The organism is Paenibacillus sp. PCH8, assembly GCF_002968835.1.
Lineage (GTDB): Bacteria > Bacillota > Bacilli > Paenibacillales > Paenibacillaceae > Paenibacillus.
Map to the genome: position 1 here is coordinate 2,040,688 of NZ_PKQK01000001.1, position 20,256 is coordinate 2,060,943.

Below are 20,256 nucleotides of genomic sequence, written 5' to 3' on the forward strand. Positions count from 1 at the left end.
AGATGAATATATGGCATATTTGCATCTTTGAATTAAGGCGTATTCTGAAGATTCGATCTGTGGTGTTAAACCTGTTTATTTTGCCGTTGTTACTGATTTTTATATTGGGCACGGCACTTTCCAGTACGATGGGTACGGCGGATGATGTTATTCCGGATACTGTACGTGTGGGAATCATCCATTTGAGCACTGAATCTGGTGGAGGATCAAGTACGGTTAATCAAGCGCTGGATACATTCGTTAAATCCCCGGAAGTAGCTGAGATGGTCAAGGTGCAGAACTTTACGACAGAAGAAGAGGCCGTTCATTCGCTGCGTACCGGCAAGCTGGACTTTGCTGTAATGATTCCTTCGGATTTTGAGCAAAACGTGATGATGGGGAAAGAGGCCAGGTTACAGTGGATACGAGGAAAGGACAACACACTTAATACCTTGGGTGAAACTTTGTTCACACGTTTTACGGATGAATGGAACCGACAGATGGCGATTACCAAAGTGCTCGGTCCGGAAGTGATTGCTGCTATGACCTCTTATTCGGAGTCTGGTACGGCGAATTCAACCTCGATTGCTGTCACTAATCCCGGTAAGACAGGTACGGCGTATAGTGCCTCCCAATACTATGCAGCTTCCATGCTGGCGATGTTCATGTTGTACTCGGGCATGACAACCAGTACCAGCCTTTTTGGAGAGCGTGATAACAAAACGTTAATTCGCCTTCAGGCTGCGCCGATAGGTAATGGAGTTATTTTCGCTGGCAAAATTGCAGGCAATAGTCTGCTCGCTTTCTTACAAGCAACAACGATTATCCTTATGACATATTGGCTCTACGGTGTGGATTGGGGAACCCATCCTTGGTATATTGTGCTGACTTGTGTATGCATCACATTGGCATCCATGACTCTTGGCGTGATCGTGGCATTGGTATGCAAAAGCAAGGCATCGGCCAGCGCAACCTTACAAGGTATCATCGTTGCCATGACATTCATCAGCGGTGGGTTCATGCCCATTCCGATTGATTTTGTACAACGGCTTAGCCAATTTACGGTTAACCACTGGGCGCTCCAAAGTTTTCTGAGAATGATGCTGGATGCACCTGTAGCAGAGATTGTGTATAACATTCTAATGTTAGTCGTGGTATGCGCTGTATTACTGTTCATCTCAGGAATGATCTATAGAAAGGCAGGATACCGATATGAATAGTCTACACATCGCCTGGTTGATGATTAGACGTACACTTGGCCGTAAAATGGGCTTCATTACGTTTCTACTTCTGCCTTGCCTGGTGGTTATAGGAGCGGTGGCTCTTTTTGGAAGCGAGCAGAGAGCACGTACTGTTATTCCCTATCTCAATGAGGATGGAGGGGTGGCAGGGACATGGATGATTCATGAACTTGCTGACAAAGAGGAGTATCTGCTCAAGCCGATGAACAACCAAGCAGAAGTGAAGGAAGCTATCGCTCAGCAAAAAGGAAGTTCTGGCATCATCATTCCGGCACATTATACGGAGGATCTGTTACAAGGAAAGCCAACCGAAATTCAATTGGTGGAACTGCGTATAAGTGAAAGTTCCTATACCCTACGAGCAGCAGTTGAAGGTTTGACGAGCGGATTGTTACAATCTGCTTCAGCTGTTAAGGTGGCGGCAGGTCCTGTCTCAAGTGAGACGGATATACTATCGAGTACACAGAAGCCATTTGAACAGCTTTTACAGGAGATAGGAAAACATCAGGTTGCCGGTGAAGTTACCGATCTGCAGATCTATCCCAAGCCAGGCCTGAACAATGTGACTGGATTTACGATTATGTTTATGATGGGGCTGCTGACCAGTGCAGTGGCTGTGATAATGGAAGATCGCAGGAAACGTACGATGGCCAGAGTATATACGGCACCCGTCCGTGCATATGAGATTGCGCTTGGTAACTTCCTCGGCAGCTTTGTCATTGGCATGATTCAGATTGTGATGGTTTTGGGAGTCAGCAGGTGGCTGCTGCATTATGATGCCGGTATTCCTTTTGGCATTCATTTCATCATCTTGGCCGCATTCATGCTGGTCTCCATGGGGATCGCAAGTACCGTGGCAGGTTTAATCCGTAATCCCAACAATGCCAATATGCTGAATTCACTTGTCATTATGCCAACCTGTATGATAGGTGGTTGTTTCTGGCCGATCTCGTTCATGCCTGACTATATGCAGAAGCTGGCCAACTTTGTTCCGCAGAAATGGACCATTCAGGCGGTGGAGACGATATCTGCCGGTGGCACATTGTGGGATATCCGTATCCCGCTCCTGATTTTGTGTGGGATGGCTGCCATTCTGCTCACCGTGGGTTCTGCGATTCTGCGTCCGAGTCAGCCAGGGGTAGATGCATAATATATAAGGGGTTAATTTGAAAGAATGTAGCCTACATAAAATGAAAATCAAAAAAAGCACGTCTGCTGGATTCAGTCCAGTAGAACGTGCTTTTTTATGGCGCGATTCTGCATATTGATTAATATGATGCCTATTGTGAAATGTTGAAGTTTAAGGTTGGAGTTGACGCAGTACGGTAATTTCCACCCGACGGTTCTTTTGTCTTCCAGCTACTGTGGAGTTGTCACCCGTTGGTCGGGTATCTGCGTATCCTGCGTATTGAAAATCGTCAGGGTCCAATTTCTCCTGATCAAGAAAAAACCGAAGTACAGATAAGGCACGTTCGCCTGAAAGTTGCCAGTTGTCGTCATAGGCGGAGTTAGCGCCTACAGGAATATTATCGGTGTGACCCTCAATACTAACCACCGTATTCAGATCACGGAACAGGCTGGCGAGCTTGCTCAGCGTGGGTTCTGCACCGTCTTTCAGGGCAGCCTGTCCCTGGTCAAACAGAAAGAGATCGCTCAGTGTTATAGAGATGCCTTGTGGCTTATCCGTTACAAAAATCTGGTTATCCAGTTTATTATCCTCAATATATTGGGTAATCACATTGAACAGATTTTGCAATTCCTGCTCCTGTGATCTGAATTGTTCTTCCCGTTCCGTGAGAGGCTTGTTGTCCTCATCTGGCGTTGCTGTCCCGGAACCGGAAGAGGGTCCTTCACCATCAGCAGGGTCCTCCCCCTGAATCTCGGAGGGGGGTGTCTCGGTGATGGTCTGTCCAGGCGACTCCCCGAGGCCTTCACCCAGTTCGAGTATGGAGTCGGATGCGTTGAATGTATTTTGTAATGATTGAGTAACGACGTCATATTTACCGGAATCCAGATTGCTCATGGCGTACATGATGACAAAAAAGATCAAGAGTAGGGTAATGAGATCGGCATACGTAATCATCCAGCGATCCCGAGGATCGACAGTTTCACGATTTCCGCGCCGTTTATTGCGCCGACTCATCCAATCCCTCCTTTGCTAGGGGGCGTATATGCCCACGATGTGTGAGGGTGAAGGACTCCAGTCTTTTGCGAACAAGCTGGGGGTTCTCACCGTTCTGGATAGCAAGTACACCTTCAAGAAGCATTTCCATGGTCTGAACTTCGTCAGCACCTCGGGATTTAATCTTGGATGCAATGGGCAAAAAGATAAGGTTGGCACTGGCAACCCCATACAGGGTCGCAGTAAAGGCAACAGCAATCGCAGGTCCGAGTCCGGTTGGATCGGTCAAGCTACCGAGGACCTGAATGAGTCCCATTACGGTTCCGATGATTCCCATGGTTGGGGCATAACCACCAGCAGATTCGAATATTTTGGCATATCCCTCATGTTTTTGTTCAACAGAGTCAATCTCCATCTCCAGGATCTGGCGAACTACATCCTGATCGGTACCATCGACAACCATCTGAATACCGTCTTGCAGAAATGGATGCGGGTAATCCATCACTTTGCGTTCCAGTGCAAGCACACCCGATCGGCGCGCGATCGAAGACATCTCGACCAATTCTTTAACCCACAAGCCTGTGTCGTTATTGGTGCGTCCAAAAGCCATACGCAAGGCAGCCGGAATCGTACGCAGGCGATGCGCAGGGAAACTGGCAACAACAGCAGCAATCGTTCCACCGAATACAATTAAAGCAGCTGCTTCTTGCATAAGGCCGGACAATTGACCGCCTTCCCACAAGAAACCGCCGATGACTGCGGCAATTCCGGCAATAATACCGATAAGTGTCGCAATATCCATAAATTAACCCACTCCTATCTTCATTTCACGTTTGCATCACAAATACGAACAAGGTATAATTGAACGGGAACAAATATTCCTATTCCTATAAGTTTTCCCATATGAAAATTCGGGGAACTTCGACAATATATAGTGACTATTATTTTAGACGATAGGGTGAGATACGGCAATGAGCGATATTATAATGAGCGACAAAACGTTCGAAATCGAGTCAGAGTTTTCTCCCCAAGGAGATCAGCCTGCAGCCATTATAGAATTGGTGAAGGGTGTTCAGGAGGGGAAGAGATATCAGACATTGTTGGGTGCAACGGGTACGGGTAAGACATTCACGATTGCCCAGACGATTGCCCAGCTGCAACGTCCAACGCTGATTATTGCCCACAATAAGACGCTGGCAGCACAACTTGCAAGTGAGTTCAAAGACTTCTTTCCTAATAACATGGTGGAGTACTTCGTAAGTTATTACGATTATTTCCAGCCAGAAGCATATATCCCGTCCTCCGATACGTATATCGAGAAGGATTCAAGTATCAATGAAGAGATCGACAAACTGCGTCATGCGGCGACAAGTTCATTGTTTGAGCGTAGGGATGTCATCATTGTTGCGAGTGTGTCCTGCATTTATGGTTTGGGTTCACCACATTCGTATTCGAGCATGCTGCTGTCACTTCGGGTAGGAATGGAGAAACCGCGTAATCAGATTTTGTCCCGATTGGTAGAGATTCAGTATCAGCGGAATGACATTAACTTTGTGCGGGGTACTTTCCGTGTCCGTGGGGATGTCGTAGAGATTTTCCCTGCTTCCAAGGGCGAACATGCGATTCGGGTTGAACTGTTTGGTGATGAGATTGAGAAAATCACGGAGATTGACGTGTTAACCGGAGAACTGGTTGGCGAACGTGAACATATTGCCATTTTCCCGGCGTCTCACTTCGTAACACAAGAAGAGACGATGAAGGTAGCGCTGGTGAACATTGAGCGTGAACTGGAAGAACGTCTTAAAGTGTTGCATGAACAGGGAAAATTGCTGGAGGCTCAGCGACTGGAGCAGCGTACACGTTACGATATCGAAATGATGAAGGAAGTCGGATTCTGTTCGGGGATTGAGAACTATTCCGGCCCGCTGACTTTCCGTGAACGTGGGGATACGCCATACACTCTGATGGATTATTTCCCGGATGATATGTTGATTGTGGTCGATGAGTCTCATGTGACCTTGCCACAGATCCGTGCGATGTACAACGGTGACCAGGCGCGGAAGACCGTATTGGTCGAACATGGTTTCCGACTGCCGTCTGCGCTGGATAACCGCCCACTCCGATTCGAAGAATTCGAAGGCAAAATGGATCAGATTATCTATGTATCGGCAACGCCAGGTCCTTATGAGATTGAACACACCGATACAATGGTACAACAGATTATCCGCCCAACGGGTCTGCTTGATCCTATCATTGAACTGCGTCCAACGAAGGGACAGATCGATGACATGATTGGTGAGATTAATGACCGGGTAGCCAAAGACGAGCGTGTATTGATCACAACGTTAACGAAGAAGATGTCCGAGGATCTGACGGATTACCTGAAGGAAGTCGGAATCAAGGTAAGGTACCTGCATTCCGAGATCAAGACCTTGGAACGTATGGCGATATTACGTGATTTAAGGCTGGGCGTTTTCCATGTCCTTATCGGAATCAACTTACTCCGGGAAGGTCTGGATCTACCCGAAGTATCTCTGGTAGCTATTTTGGATGCCGATAAGGAAGGATTCCTTCGTTCCGAACGCTCACTGATCCAAACGATTGGCCGGGCGGCACGGAACAGTGAGGGTCGCGTTATTCTATACGGTGACAAAGTGACTGATTCCATGGATAAGGCGATAAAGGAAACAGATCGCCGTCGTGCAATTCAGATCGCATACAACGAGAAACATGGAATTACACCACAGACGATTCGCAAAAAAGTGCGTGATGTGATTGAGGCAACCAAAGTTGCCGAATCCAAAAAAGACTATCTCACAGGCGCTGCCGAGAAGATGTCGAAGAAGGATCGCCAGGCGCTTATCCAGCGTCTGGAGGTAGAGATGAAAGATGCAGCCAAAAACTTGCAGTTTGAGCGTGCAGCCGAGCTTCGCGATGCGTTGTTGGAACTTCGCGCTGAATAAGACACAGCTAATGAATATATTTTGATCAAAGATACAAGAGATCTGTAACAAGAGAACGGCCGATGGGCCGTTCTCTTGTTGAGTAAGGAAATCAGCCATATCTACCGATAATAAGAGATGTTGAAAACCTGAATTCAGGTCTATACTGGTAGAAAAGTTGAAATTGGTTAAAAGATTTATAGAAAAGCATTTGGGAGTCGTGTCCCCTGGGAGCCGAGCCGAAGGCAATGGCGACCTTGTCGCGAACAAGGCGAAGCCGCGAGCGCCACCTCGCAGTAGAGCGGTCCCATAAGGTTCTGGCAATAGGCCGGAACCTTATGGGAAACCGCGGGCACACGACAACCCTTCACATAGCAAGACCCGACCCTTCACCACTGCACCGCTTGTTTCGGGTGTCCAGAGGGCTGCGCCCTATGGGGCCCTCCCTTGGAAGGGAGGGTTTGGGAGGGATCGAAAGGCCTTTCCAAAAGGTTGGATTAAAACATTGAGAGGATGAATCCCATTGGCGAGCGACAACATTGTCATCAAAGGCGCACGAGCGCATAACCTGAAAAATATTGATATTACCATCCCGCGTGACCGCTTTGTCGTATTGACCGGTCTGAGTGGCTCAGGTAAGTCCTCGCTGGCTTTTGACACCATCTATGCCGAAGGACAGCGACGTTATGTAGAATCATTGTCAGCCTATGCACGGCAGTTTCTGGGACAGATGGAGAAACCGGATGTTGATTCCATCGAAGGATTGTCCCCTGCCATTTCAATAGATCAGAAAACAACAAGCCGTAACCCACGTTCCACAGTCGGAACCGTAACCGAAATCTATGATTACTTGCGTCTATTATTTGCACGTGTGGGTCATCCGCATTGTCCAGACCATGGCGTAGAGATCAGTTCCCAGACCGTTGAACAGATGGTTGACCGGATTATGCAATACCCGGAGCGTACCCGACTCCAGATTTTGGCGCCCATTATCTCGGGCCGAAAGGGCGAGCATAAGAGTGTATTTGCCGATGTGTCCAAGCAAGGGTTTGTCCGCGTACGCGTGAACGGAGAATTACGTGACCTGTCCGAAGATATCCAATTGGAGAAAAACAAGAAACATACGATCGAAGTCGTGGTTGACCGGATCGTTGTGAAGGATGACGTTCAGGCTCGCCTGGCCGACTCCATTGAGACTGCACTTAATCTGTCCGGAGGACAACTGCTAGTGGATATTATGGGTGAAGAAGAGCTGCGCTTCAGTTCCAATTTTGCCTGCCCGGTCTGCGGATTCAGTATTGAAGAGCTTGCGCCGCGGATGTTCTCCTTCAACAGTCCTTTCGGAGCTTGCCCGGATTGTGACGGTTTGGGTGTCAAAATGATCGTTGACCCTGAACTGCTCGTACCGGATCGCAGCAAGACGATTGAAGACGGTGCTTTTGATGCTTGGACAGGTGGAACATCTACCTATTATCCGCAATTCCTGAAATCAGTATGTGAACACTTCAACATTCCGCAGAATATGCCTGTCGAAGACCTGCCAGCTGAACAGATGAACAAGTTGTTACAGGGTACAGGTACGGAGAAAATCCGTTTCCGGTATGAGAACGATTTTGGACAACGCAAGGAAGCACTGGTTACCTTTGAAGGTATCGTGAATAATCTGGAGCGTCGTTATCGGGATACCGCTTCTGAAGGTATTCGTGAATTCATTGAAGGTTACATGAGTGCGAAGCCTTGTGGCACATGCAAAGGTCAGCGTCTGAAACGCGAGAGTCTCGCGGTTACGATCAATGATCACAACATGGCTTACGTGACTAGTTTGTCTATTGGCGAAGCGGGCCGATTCTTCGACTCGTTGGAATTGTCGGAGAAAGAGCAGACGATTGCCAAACTGATTTTGAAAGAAATCAACAGCCGTCTCGGCTTCCTGGTGAATGTAGGTCTGGATTACCTTACGTTGAGCCGTGCCGCTGGAACATTGTCTGGTGGGGAGGCCCAACGGATCAGGCTGGCAACACAGATTGGTTCCAGCCTGATGGGCGTACTGTATATTCTGGATGAGCCAAGTATCGGTCTGCATCAACGGGATAATGACCGTCTCATCTCCACCCTTGCGCATATGCGGGATATTGGTAACACCTTGATCGTGGTTGAACATGATGAGGATACGATGATGGCTGCCGATTATATTATTGATATTGGTCCGGGTGCAGGTATCCACGGAGGTACCATCATGTCACAGGGTACACCGGAAGAGATCATGAACGATGAGAACTCCTTAACTGGTCAGTATCTGAGTGGGCGCAAGTTCATTCCGATCCGCTCAGAGCGCCGCAGTGTAGGAGATCGCTGGTTGGAAGTACGTGGAGCCAAAGAAAATAACCTGAAGAATCTGAATGTGAAGATTCCGGTGGGTGTATTTACCGCAGTCACGGGTGTGTCCGGTTCAGGTAAATCAACGTTGATCAATGAGATATTGTACAAAACACTGGCACGTGATCTGAACCGTGCCCGTGTACGTCCTGGCCAGCATAAGGAGATTCGGGGTCTGGAACATATTGATAAAGTTATCGATATCGACCAATCGCCAATCGGACGCACACCACGTTCCAACCCGGCTACGTACACCGGTGTCTTTGATGACATCCGGGATCTGTTTGCCCAGACGAACGAAGCTAAAGTGCGTGGATACAAAAAAGGCCGTTTCAGCTTCAATATCAAAGGCGGACGTTGTGAAGCCTGCCGTGGAGATGGCATTATCAAGATTGAGATGCACTTCTTACCGGATGTCTATGTGCCTTGTGAAGTCTGCAAAGGCAAACGTTACAACCGGGAAACGCTTGAAGTGAAATATAAAAACAGAAACATTTCAGATGTGTTGGAAATGACGGTTGAGGATGCAACACATTTCTTCGAGAACATTCCGAAGATCCATCGCAAAATGCAGACGTTAATGGATGTGGGTCTGGGTTATATTAACCTGGGACAGCCTGCAACCACATTGTCTGGTGGTGAAGCCCAGCGTGTGAAGCTTGCTTCTGAGCTGTATCGTCGCAGTACCGGAAAAACCATCTACATTCTGGATGAACCTACAACCGGATTGCACGTGGATGACATTGACCGTTTGCTGAACGTATTACACCGTCTCGTAGATTCCGGAGAATCCGTATTGGTCATTGAACATAATCTGGATGTGATCAAAACCGCAGATTATGTTATTGATCTGGGTCCGGAAGGGGGCAATGGTGGAGGAACCATTGTTGCAATCGGAACACCCGAGGATATTATTAAAGTGGAAGCATCCTATACAGGCAAGTACTTGAAGCCGGTGTTGGAACGGGATACCGAGCGGAGCAAGGCGCTGCAATTGGTGGACTGAGGTTCTCCAGGCAAGAGTTACAGAATAAGAAACGATAGTACTAGCCCTTCTTTTCGAGAAGTATGAGATATTGGATTTCGGTCTGATGTTTGTTCTCTGCTTCCGAGAAGAAGGGTATTATTTGTGGGGTTAGACACAATAAATCCTTGTGGTTAAGGGGATATCTTGAAAGTGTTTACATATGCATCCGTGCAAGCGTTGCAGGAATATTCATCCAAACTGGATTTTTTTCATTTTTCTGGATGATAGGGCTTGCATTACAAGCAGGGTACAGATAACATAGAGGAAGATATTAGGGTATGCGTTAGCTGTTCAACTATGGTAAGGAGGTCTGTCTATCCATGCTGTTTGCAGAAGCTGCCACGGCGAGTACATCGAATTTTAATGCATTTGATATTTTTGTCATTTTATTTACAATCCTGATCTTCATCGGAGTCGTTCGCCTGCTTAGGGCACCGAAGAAGAATCTGTTTGCAATCGGATTTGCAGTCGTCAGCCTACTTGTATTTCTGATGACAGACTATGCGATGGTAACCGGTTGGTTTGGTCAGTAGGAATGCTACTGAGATGAATGGTACATGTATATGAGGCACAGACAAACACTTTCCAGAGAAGTTATGGAGAGTGTTTTTTTTATCCGTATTGAAGGATGCAACAGAATACTAGCTTTTCTATGAAAATATGAATTGAAAACAATTGTATAGCCAGAATTTGTATGTTACATTGAGGGATACTGGTATTGCAGATGAGAGAGAGAATAGATTCAGCAATGAATTCGATGTCTAGTCGTGCAAGAAGGATATATAGAGAGGGTCAGGTGAAAGTATGAGAGTGTTGGGTAAAAAGGGAATAGCCATGCTAATGGCTGCTGTACTCTCGATCAGTGTTGCGTCAACGGTAGGAGCGGCGGAGTCCAAGGCAGGAATGCAGGCCAAAGTCATAGACGGACAAGTCTATGTGAACACAAAGGATCTGGTCAAGGCTATCGGTGGCAGTGGGCAATATGATGCCAAATCTGGAACGTACACATACAAAGGAAGTCAAGCCATTCCTCAAGTGATCGAAAAGGTATCGCCTTCGGTCGTAGGCATTATTGGGAAATCTGCCGAAGTGCAGGAAGGTGAAACATCAGACGACCGCTATAATCTTGCACATGGTACAGGTGTTATTATTCGGTCCAATGGCTGGATCGTGACGAATGCTCATGTGATCGACGGATTAATGAATCCGGTGGTCGTAACGACGGATGGCAATACATATAACATTACGAAAACCTACAGTGATCCACTAAGTGATCTGGCGCTGATCAAAATCAATGCCAAGTCGCTCAAACCGGTGAATTTCGCCAAAACGGTGCAGCCTTCTGTAGGAGAGACCGTTATCGCCATAGGGACACCGATTTCCTTTTCCTTGCGCAACTCGGCAACGGTTGGGGTGATCAGCGGCTTGAATCGTGGGGTTGAGGCGACCTATCGCCTGATTCAGACCGACACGGCCATTAATCCAGGCAATAGCGGAGGACCACTGGTTAACCTGAAAGGTGAAGTGGTCGGTATTAACTCCATGAAATTTTCTGCGGTAGGCGTAGAAAGTTTGGGATTTTCGATTCCGGTGGATACCGTACAATATATCATCAATCAGTTTTTTAAATATGGCAAAATAAAGCGTGCAAGTCTGGGGTTACAGCTGGAAGAAAGCTGGTCCGCGATTGTGGGTCTGCCCACAGATGATCCATTAACGATCACGGGGGTACTATCTCCTGAAGCGAAGAAAGCCAAAATCAAAGAGGGCGATGCCATCTACAGTGTGGCGGGCACGCGGGTTTCTTCTGTCGTGGATATCAATGAGTTGCTCAAAACATATCTGCCAGGACAAAAGGTGAAATTGTTGATGCAGACGGAGGGTGATATCGTCACCCGTACATTGGTGCTTGCTGATCGCGCAGACATCCAGGACGAGGAAGATGAATCATTCTTTGCAGATGAAGAACAATAAAGCCCGGCGATCAACCCGGATGGAGAGAGGACGAAAGAACGGAATGAAAAAATCATTTATACGTGTGCTGAGCACAGGTGTATTAACCGGGATGTTGGCCATTGGTGCGGCATTGCCTGTATGGGCCTCTGATCTGACGACGAGTGAACTGCGGATCAAATCGGGTAGCACGAATGCCTACATCAACGGTAATAAGCAGGCCATAGCCAAACCGTACAAGGTCAAGGGTGTTACGATGGTGCCTGTCGGTGTATTCAAGAAAGCATTTGGCAGTGAGATCCGACTGGAGAAAAATGATGTCGTCAAAATCAAGGAAGGTCCACATACCGTGACACTGAAGATTGGCAGTTCCATTGCCTGGGTAGATGGTGTGAAGCATGAGATGGGTGCCGCTCCCAAGATGGTGAATGGAGTACTCATGGTTCCGCTTCGTCCGGTGGCTGCGGGGATTGGGGCAAGTCTTGCTCCAAGTAGTTCTGGAGAAATGGTGATTCGTCTATTGCAATCCGATGATTCGGCATACAGTGAGGATGGCGTTCATCTGGACGAAGGAAAAACAAGAATAGGCAACAGCTTTTACGGCTGGTCCATTAACTATCCGGCAGATCTCATGGTTTTCCAGACAGGTGAGCAGGAGCGCATGATGACTTTCGGCGCTGCGGACAACAGTTATTATCTTGAAGTGTACGTCAGCGACCAGGATGTGGCTCTGGATGCAGATGATCTACTCCAACAGCTTGTGCAGGAAGCCAAACAATCGGGAGATACCGTACTGGATCGTGAAGCGGTGTCGAAAGGCAAAACGCCTTATGCGCGTATTGTCGTGAAAGATGCGGACGGCATGTTATGGGAGATGCGCCAATATCTCAATGAAGGTCGTCAATATGATGTATACCTCGCTGATTACCAAGCAGTGAATTATAAGGATCTGGGCAAACGCGCGTCGCTGCTCAACTCCTTCCAGCCTACCTATGCGGAGTCGGATCGAACGATCAAGGATCTTTCTACTGTAGATCAAGGCATGCGCTCCGCGTGGAACGAAGACTATGGCATTGAATTGAAGATTCCTGCTGGCTGGTCGATGGATAACAATCAGATGATCTATGAAGCCAAGGATGGTGCTTATCTACAATTGCGTGTCACTTCGGCCAAGGCGGGTGCAACGGTAAAAGAGTGGAGCGGCCAACTGGATAAATGGATGCGCGAGACATTTACGCCGGAGAGTTACAAGCCGATAGGCTCCTATACGATGGAGATTTCGGGGGAGACTGCCGAGGTGAATGAGTTCCGATATAACTTTGGCGGGGGCTGGCAGACTGAATTCGATGTTCTTTTGCAGAAAAACGGTTATCGCTATTATGCAGAATACACGTTCCCTGAAGAGCAGGTTGCAGATCGGGCATGGTTTGAACGGATCATGAAGAGTGTTGAGATTGACTTCGATACGGTTGCCGAACAATTCGGTCAGCTGGATGAAGATCCGTATTTAACGGACAAAACGAAGACACTCACACGCACGTCCAAGCGGTATCATTACAGTGTAGATATTCCACGGTACTGGACGCCATACAGTGATCGATTTGAGTACTCCCCTGTGGTGTATACCTTCACGGGCGGAGAGTTCTCCATTGCGGCGAGCGAGGATAAGTCGATCGAGATGACCGTAAGTCAACTGAGAGAGGCTTATGCCGAAGCCACCAAGACCCGTAATAACTTCAAGCTGCTGCGCAGTGAGGAACTGACATTTGCCGGTGTACCTGCGTTTTCCTTCGTGTATCATGAGTTGGACAACGGTGTGCCATATGCGGGTCGTCAGATCGTGTTTGCAAAGGATGGAACGACGTATACAATCACAAGTGGTCTGAATGATGCCAACAAGACAGAAGTTCAGGCGGCAGCTTTGGAAAAAGCAGTGAACTCATTTACATTTATCAAATAAAAGAGTTGCATGCCGGAGGGTTAGTAGACCTTCCGGTTTATTTGTCGTACTGGAAATTAAAATGGAAAACGGTTTTTTCAGGAAAGCGTAGAAGAGTCGGTGCAGAAGTGGTACACTATACTAGTTCAGGAGTTATGACTGCTGATCTGATGAATATAGATGACTGTAGGCTTGGATATCGGGCAATACAGACATAATGTATAGATATAGCAAGGGATGAAATCCGGCGATAGCCGGTTATGGGGAGGATCTACATGAAAACAGCAACAATACGAAGAGAAGACGTTGAACTTCTGGCACCCGCAGGGGACTGGGATTGTATGCGTTCGGCGGTAGCCAATGGCGCAGATGCCATTTTCTTCGGAGTCGAAAAGTTTAATGCACGAGCACGGGCGAACAATTTCCGTATGGACGAGCTGCCAGAGATTATGGCGTTTTTGCACAGTTACGGCGTAAAAGGTTTCTTGACCTTTAATATATTGATTTTTGAAAATGAATTGACGGATGCCAAAGAACTGATTGATGCATGTGTCGATGCAGGTGTGGACGCTGTAATTGTTCAGGATTTGGGTCTGGTGAAGATGATCCGCGAGATCTCACCGGATTTCCCAATTCACGGTTCAACACAGATGACGATTACGTCACCGGAAGCGGTCGAGTTTACGAAGCCGTTTGACATGGAACGTGTCGTTCTGGGACGAGAGAACAATCTGAAGCAGATCCAGAAGATCGGAGAACAAGCGAAGCTTCCAATGGAAGTATTCGTTCACGGCGCGCTGTGTGTATCGTACTCAGGGCAATGCCTGACTTCTGAAATGTGGGGTGGACGTTCCGCCAATCGTGGGGAATGTGCACAGGCATGTCGTCTGCCGTACGACTTGATGGTGGACGGAGTTCACAAGCCGATGGGTGATGTGGCTTATCTGTTGTCTCCGAAGGATCTGGCAGCGATTGACCTGATGCCTGAACTGATCGAAGCGGGTGTAACTTCTTTCAAAATCGAAGGACGTCTCAAAACGCCGGAATACGTAGCGAACGTGGTAAGCAAATATCGTAAAGCGATCGATCGTTATTTTGATGGAGATAACACGCCGCCAAGCAAGGAAGAAGTTCGTGAATTGCAGCAAAGCTTCTCCCGTGGATTTACGCACGGTTTCCTGAGTGGTACGAACAATAAAGAGCTGGTTGATGGCACATTCCCGAAAAGCCGCGGTGTCTACCTTGGTCGTGTAGATCAAGTGTTGCGCGATGGTGTGGTTCTGAAGCTGGATGCTCCCGTGAAACGTGGAGACGGGATTGTATTTGACGCCGGAGATCCGACGCAGAAGGAAGAGGGCGGACGTGTATACGATGTGCGTCGCAAAGGTGTGAAACTCGAAGGCGAAGCTGAAGAGGGCTGGATCGTTGATGTTGTGCCAGGTCGCAGTGATGTGGATCTGCGCCGTGTGAAAGTTGGCGACAAAGTATGGAAAACGAATGACCCTGCGCTGGACAAACGCCTGCGTCAAAGCTTCGAGACCGAGAAGCCATACCGTGTCTTCCCGGTCAAAGTGAAAGTCATCGGCAGCCCGGGGCAGCCGCTTAGCACATGGTGGACAGACGTACAGAAAGGCACGACTGTCCGGATTGATTCCGAGATGGAACTGGACATTGCCCAGAAGCGTCCGATGACCCATGAATTGCTCGAGGAGCAATTCGGACGCCTCGGGGGCACCGTGTTCCAGCTGGAAGGAATGGACGTCAACCTGCACGGTGACGTCATCATCCCGATGCGCGAGTTGAACAATATTCGCCGTCAGGCGGTCGAACAACTCGCGGGCGAGCGCCCTAAACCGCCCGTCTACGTGAAACGGGCAGTGAACGTCTATGGCGATTCGGTGAAACCGGCATCGCCAGTTGCTCGCGGTCAAGCGGAGCTGACCGCGCTCTGTCGCAGCCTGCCACAAGTCGAGGCAGCGATTGAAGCGGGGGTCGGCATGATCTACGCCGACTTCGAATTCATCAAGCAGTTCCCGGCAGCTGTGGAAGCTGTGCATACCGCTGGTCGCAAGATCGCGCTGGCAACACCGCGGATTCACATGCCTGGAGAGAACGGATATCATAATAATATCTTGCGTCTGAAGCCGGATGCGGTACTGGTACGTAATACAGGTGCACTGTACTTCTACCTGCGCCACCGGATGGAGAACCCGGATGCGACGCACCCTGAACTGATCGGCGACTTCTCATTGAACATCGCCAATCACAAAGCAGTTGAATTGTTCCTGGAAGCGGGATGTGACTGGATTACACCTTCCTATGACCTGAACATTCAGCAAATGGTTGATTTGCTTGGACATTCCCGTACAAGTCAGACGGAAGTGGTTATCCATCAGCATCTGCCGATGTTCCATACCGAGCACTGTGTGTACTGTACGTTTATGAGTGAAGGAACGGACTTTACGAACTGTGGACGTCCTTGTGAGGAACAACGTGCATCGCTGCAAGACCGGATCGGCATGTCCCATCCGGTACGTGTGGATGAAGGCTGCCGTAATACCGTATACAATGCTGTAGAACAGTCAGGTGCCGAGTATCTGACCAACTTCATGGATCTGGGTGTATCCCGTTACCGTGTGGAATTCCTGGAAGAGTCACCGGAGCAAGTACGCGAAGTGATTGATCTGTACAACCGTGCACTACGCGGCGAGATCACGGGTACACAAGTTTGGAAAACACTGAAAGCAACGAACCAACTGGGCGTTACACGTGGTCAATTGGTGAAATAAATGCATCGCAGGTTACAACATCAGGCTACAAGCATGAAGCAACCCCAATCTCTGCTTTACGGAGCTCTTGGGGTTTTTTCTGTAAAAAGGCTAGGAGGCGAAGAAGTGTGGCGCCATTCACAATCATGGATATCAAATTGCTGTGCGGGGTCACGGCATTCAAACGAGGAGAAGCGTATAACCAATCCGGCAGGGTGACCAATCTGGTGGTCAGTGTGGATCAACGTCATTATGAAGCACAGGTACGTGGAACGCAGCGCTACCAGGTCTCCGTAGATGTGGATGGGTCGGGTGAGATCGTGGCAGGCTGCAGTTGTCCGGGTGATGGCAGGTATTATGATTATTGCAAACACGTAGCTGCTGTCATGTTGGCTATACAACAATGGGAAGAACAACAGGAACATAACGCTAAGGCTGCTTCCGGAAAGCCCTCCCCACCTTCCAAGCCTGCCACTGGCAAAGAAACCACTTCTAATGCTGGACCGGGGTTCAAGTCCAGAGTGGGGACATTAGTCGAAGAAAGCGAATGGGAGCGTCCGCAATCTGTTACACAATCAGATCCAAGTGAAAATACAGATACAGATACGTATGTGAATCGTTCAGATCTTTCAGGTGACCCGAATCACACTAACCCCGGTGTATCTTCCCGTTCTCTTTTACAGGGCAGTTCATCTGTGGATGCTCCAGAGCAACCGCCGGTTCACTTTGCCCAGGCAGGTCGACCAAGCTCAGCTTCGGGTTGGGGCCGCTCCGCGGACAAGCCTTCATACCGTACTGCGGATCAGATTTTGTCCATGTTTGCCAAGGATCGCAGGCCGCTACATGCCAATGACCGTAAATACGCCCCTCCTGTCACCCGATCTTCACTGCGGGAAGAGTTGCAGATTCAGTTTATATGTAAGCTCGTACAGGTTCACAAGGGTGGAGCGAAGCTCGCGCTTGAATTGAAGGTGGGTAACAAACGTCTATATGTTGTGCAGAAAGTGAAGCAATTCCTGAACTGCATCGAGAAGGGCGAGCCGATGTCATTCACGAAGCTGTTCTTTTATGATCCTGTGATGCATTTTTTCAGTCCTCAGGATCAGGCGATTCTTTCGATGCTTATTCGAATGAGACAGAGTGAAGATGCGTATCGCGAATCCATATCGGGTTATTTGGGAGCTTCGGATGGTCGGGATATATTGATTGCTCCGCTCGTATGGAAGCCGCTGTTGGAACGGCTACTCCAGGTTGACAGCCGTATGGAGGGCACGGGATTTTCCAATGGACCACTCACGTTGGGTGAAGGGGCACTGCCTTTATTTTACCGGATTGCCCAGGGAGCGAATGAGGGATATCAGCTTGAGATTTCTGGACTCCGTGAGTTGATTCTTCTTCCTGCCTATGACGCCGCTGTGGTGGAAGGACAATTGCATATGTTGGAACCGATGCAGATGCGCAGTCTGGAGGATTTGAGCGGGGCGCTCACTTCGTATGGAATCAAGGAAAGCATTGATATTTCGTCCCAGCAGGTGGATGAGTTCGTACAACATGTCGTGCCAGAACTTCGTACACTCGGACATCTGTCCATTGATTCGCAAGTGCGTGAACAGATCGCGGAACCTGAACTTGCACCGAAACTGTACATCGACTTCTATCGTGAACGTATTACAGCGCGCCTGGAGTTCGACTATGAGTTAATGGTGATTAACCCACTGGCAGAGTATTTAATGGATGAGGAAGAGAAAAAGGTTATTCTGGTGCGTGACCGGTACAAGGAGCGAAATCTGATTGAACGACTCGATCGGTCTTTCTTGGAACGTGAGGGGAGTGTCTGGGCGAGTGAGCGCGAAGATGCCATCTATGATGTGATGTACCATCTCCTGCCTGAGCTTGAGAAGCAGGTAGAGATCTATATGCCGAACGCCGTGAAGGCTATGGTGCAATCCTATCCAACACCTCCGAAAGTCCGGGCAGATCTGGGGAAAGGGCTCGACTGGCTGGAGATCTCATTTGAGATGGAAGGTGTGGACGAGCAGGAACTTCAGGAACTCATGCGCCGCATTGTGGAAAAGAAACCATATTTCCGTCTACGCAGTGGTGTCTTTCTCTCACTTGAAAATGAAGGCGCGGACAGTTTCGCTCATATGGCTGATTCGCTTGGACTGGGACCGGATGATATCAAGAGCAGCCATATTCGGCTGCCTGCTGTTCGGGCGTTACAATTGCCAGGCCGAGATGAAGTATCGGGTCATGTGAAATGGGGAGGGTCCCTCAAACGTTTCCTGAATGATCTGCGTGATCCCGAACGAATGGATTTTGCATTGCCTGAAGCACTGACACCCATCCTGCGAGATTATCAGACGAGCGGGTACCAGTGGTTACGTACCCTCGCTTATTACCGTTTTGGCGGCATTTTGGCGGATGATATGGGACTTGGCAAAACGTTACAAAGCATTGCCTACATTACGGCATCGCTTCATGAGAAGCCTGAGTACAATGCTGACCATGCTGAGGTTATTCAAGGGGAACCAGGGTCAGCGTCTTCGTGGGGCAACACAACGTCTACTGCTGCCTTCGATCCCTTAACTGGGCTCCCATTGGATCATGTGGTTTTAGAGGATGCGGATGGCATATGGTCTACCCTGCAGCAGGATGGATTGACGATCCAAACGAGGACGACTCATCCGCCTGTACTTGTCGTGGCTCCCGCCTCGCTGACGTACAACTGGGCGAATGAGTTTGCCCGGTTCGCCCCGCATTTGAGAGTTCTAATTGCAGCTGGTCAGAAAGAAGAACGAGCCAGTATGCTGGCAGGCATGGATGAGGCAGATGTGATTGTGACGTCGTATCCGTTGTTACGCCGGGATCTGGACACCTATCTGGGCCGAACCTTCCATACGCTCATTCTGGATGAGGCCCAGGCGATCAAGAATGCGTCTTCCCAGACGGCGCAGGCAGTCAAACAGATTCAGGCCCCGCGCCGTTTTGCGCTCACAGGTACGCCTGTGGAGAACTCTCTGGATGAGTTGTGGTCCATCTTTGAGGCCGTATTCCCGGGGTTGTTTCCAAGTTACAGAAGATTTCGTGATCTTCCTCCCGAACGAATCTCGCGCATGGTGCGTCCATTTATTCTCCGTCGCCTGAAGAAGGATGTGCTGGAAGAATTGCCAGATCGTATTGAAACGGTGCAGCGGTCCGAGCTGACAGTTGAACAGAAGAAGCTGTACGCCGCCTACCTTTCCCAGCTGCAGGATGAAGCATCGAAAGATATGGAGGATAACGGCGGCTTCCAGAAGAATCGTATCAAAATACTGGCTGGCATCACCCGTTTGCGTCAGTTATGTTGTCACCCGGCCCTCTTTGTCGAAGGGTATCAAGGCGATTCCGGGAAAATGGAGCAGCTGCTCGAAACCGTCGAGGATTGTCTGGCCGCAGGCAAACGCATTCTCATCTTCTCCCAGTTTGCAAGCATGTTGAACCTGATTCGGCAGACGCTCACTGCACAAGGAAGAAACCTATTCTATCTCGATGGTCAGACACCAGCACAGAACCGTGTTGAGATGTGCCGCAGATTTAACGAGGGTGAAGCCGAACTGTTTCTAATTTCCCTGAAAGCTGGAGGAACTGGACTGAACTTAACGGGTGCAGATACCGTTATATTATATGATCTGTGGTGGAATCCCGCTGTGGAAGAACAGGCCATTGGTCGTGCTCATCGCATGGGACAGAAACAAGTGGTACAAGTCATCCGTCTGGTTACCCAAGGTACGATCGAAGAGAAGATTCTGGAACTCCAGCAGCGGAAGAAGGACTTGATTGCCGAGGTCATTGAACCGGGGGACGGTGGCTCAACCACCTTATCCGAACAGGATATTCGTGAATTGTTGATGGTATAATGGAGTCCAA

11 protein-coding genes are annotated in these 20,256 nt (G+C 48.8%); 9 read left to right on the forward strand and 2 right to left on the reverse strand.

Annotated features, from left to right (window positions below; translation table 11 throughout):
• Positions 1–2 precede the first annotated feature (2 nt).
• Together C0Q44_RS08800 and C0Q44_RS08805 are read left to right on the forward strand one after the other, a co-directional pair.
• Positions 3–1,199 carry an ABC transporter permease gene (locus C0Q44_RS08800; protein WP_105406921.1) on the forward strand — a complete coding sequence of 399 codons (1,197 nt, stop codon included), beginning with the start codon at positions 3–5 and terminating at the stop codon, positions 1,197–1,199.
• Complete coding sequence (locus tag C0Q44_RS08805) at positions 1,192–2,370, forward strand: ABC transporter permease (RefSeq protein ID WP_105406922.1); 1,179 nt, start codon at positions 1,192–1,194, stop codon at positions 2,368–2,370. The genes C0Q44_RS08800 and C0Q44_RS08805 overlap by 8 nt, the downstream gene beginning before the upstream one ends.
• Positions 2,371–2,520: 150 nt before the next feature.
• Here the strand turns inward: C0Q44_RS08805 and C0Q44_RS08810 are convergent, their stop codons facing one another.
• Positions 2,521–3,363 carry a flagellar motor protein MotB gene (locus tag C0Q44_RS08810; protein ID WP_105406923.1) on the reverse strand — a complete coding sequence of 281 codons (843 nt, stop codon included), beginning with the start codon at positions 3,361–3,363 and terminating at the stop codon, positions 2,521–2,523.
• The gene (locus C0Q44_RS08815) at positions 3,347–4,144 is read right to left on the reverse strand and encodes a flagellar motor protein (RefSeq protein WP_105406924.1); all 798 of its coding nucleotides are present in this window, start codon (positions 4,142–4,144) and stop codon (positions 3,347–3,349) included. Before C0Q44_RS08815 ends, C0Q44_RS08810 begins: the two co-directional genes overlap by 17 nt.
• A gap of 169 nt (positions 4,145–4,313) precedes the next feature.
• Here C0Q44_RS08815 and uvrB point away from each other — a divergent pair, with 169 nt between their 5' ends.
• The 7 genes from uvrB (at position 4,314) to C0Q44_RS08850 (ending at position 20,246) form a co-directional block, all read left to right on the forward strand.
• Positions 4,314–6,305 (forward strand): excinuclease ABC subunit UvrB, encoded by a 1,992-nt coding sequence (uvrB, locus tag C0Q44_RS08820; RefSeq protein ID WP_105406925.1) that lies wholly within the window; start codon positions 4,314–4,316, stop codon positions 6,303–6,305.
• 502 nt (positions 6,306–6,807) lie between these two features.
• Positions 6,808–9,666: an excinuclease ABC subunit UvrA gene (gene uvrA / locus C0Q44_RS08825; RefSeq protein ID WP_105406926.1), complete on the forward strand. Its 2,859-nt coding sequence runs from the start codon at positions 6,808–6,810 to the stop codon at positions 9,664–9,666.
• Positions 9,667–10,007: 341 nt separating this feature from the next.
• A complete protein-coding gene (locus C0Q44_RS08830; protein ID WP_105406927.1) occupies positions 10,008–10,220 on the forward strand; it encodes a hypothetical protein in 213 nt (70 codons plus the stop codon).
• A 271-nt stretch (positions 10,221–10,491) separates the two neighbouring features.
• Complete coding sequence (locus C0Q44_RS08835) at positions 10,492–11,661, forward strand: S1C family serine protease (RefSeq protein WP_258166219.1); 1,170 nt, start codon at positions 10,492–10,494, stop codon at positions 11,659–11,661.
• Positions 11,630–13,600, forward strand: a complete 1,971-nt coding sequence (locus C0Q44_RS08840) for a stalk domain-containing protein (protein ID WP_258166220.1) — start codon at positions 11,630–11,632, stop codon at positions 13,598–13,600. The genes C0Q44_RS08835 and C0Q44_RS08840 overlap by 32 nt, the downstream gene beginning before the upstream one ends.
• A 254-nt stretch (positions 13,601–13,854) precedes the next feature.
• On the forward strand, positions 13,855–16,368 hold the full coding sequence (locus C0Q44_RS08845; RefSeq protein ID WP_105406929.1) for a U32 family peptidase: 2,514 nt from the start codon (positions 13,855–13,857) through the stop codon (positions 16,366–16,368).
• A 107-nt stretch (positions 16,369–16,475) separates the two neighbouring features.
• Entirely contained in the window at positions 16,476–20,246 is a 3,771-nt protein-coding gene (locus C0Q44_RS08850; RefSeq protein WP_105406930.1) for a DEAD/DEAH box helicase, read from the forward strand.
• Positions 20,247–20,256 lie beyond the last annotated feature (10 nt).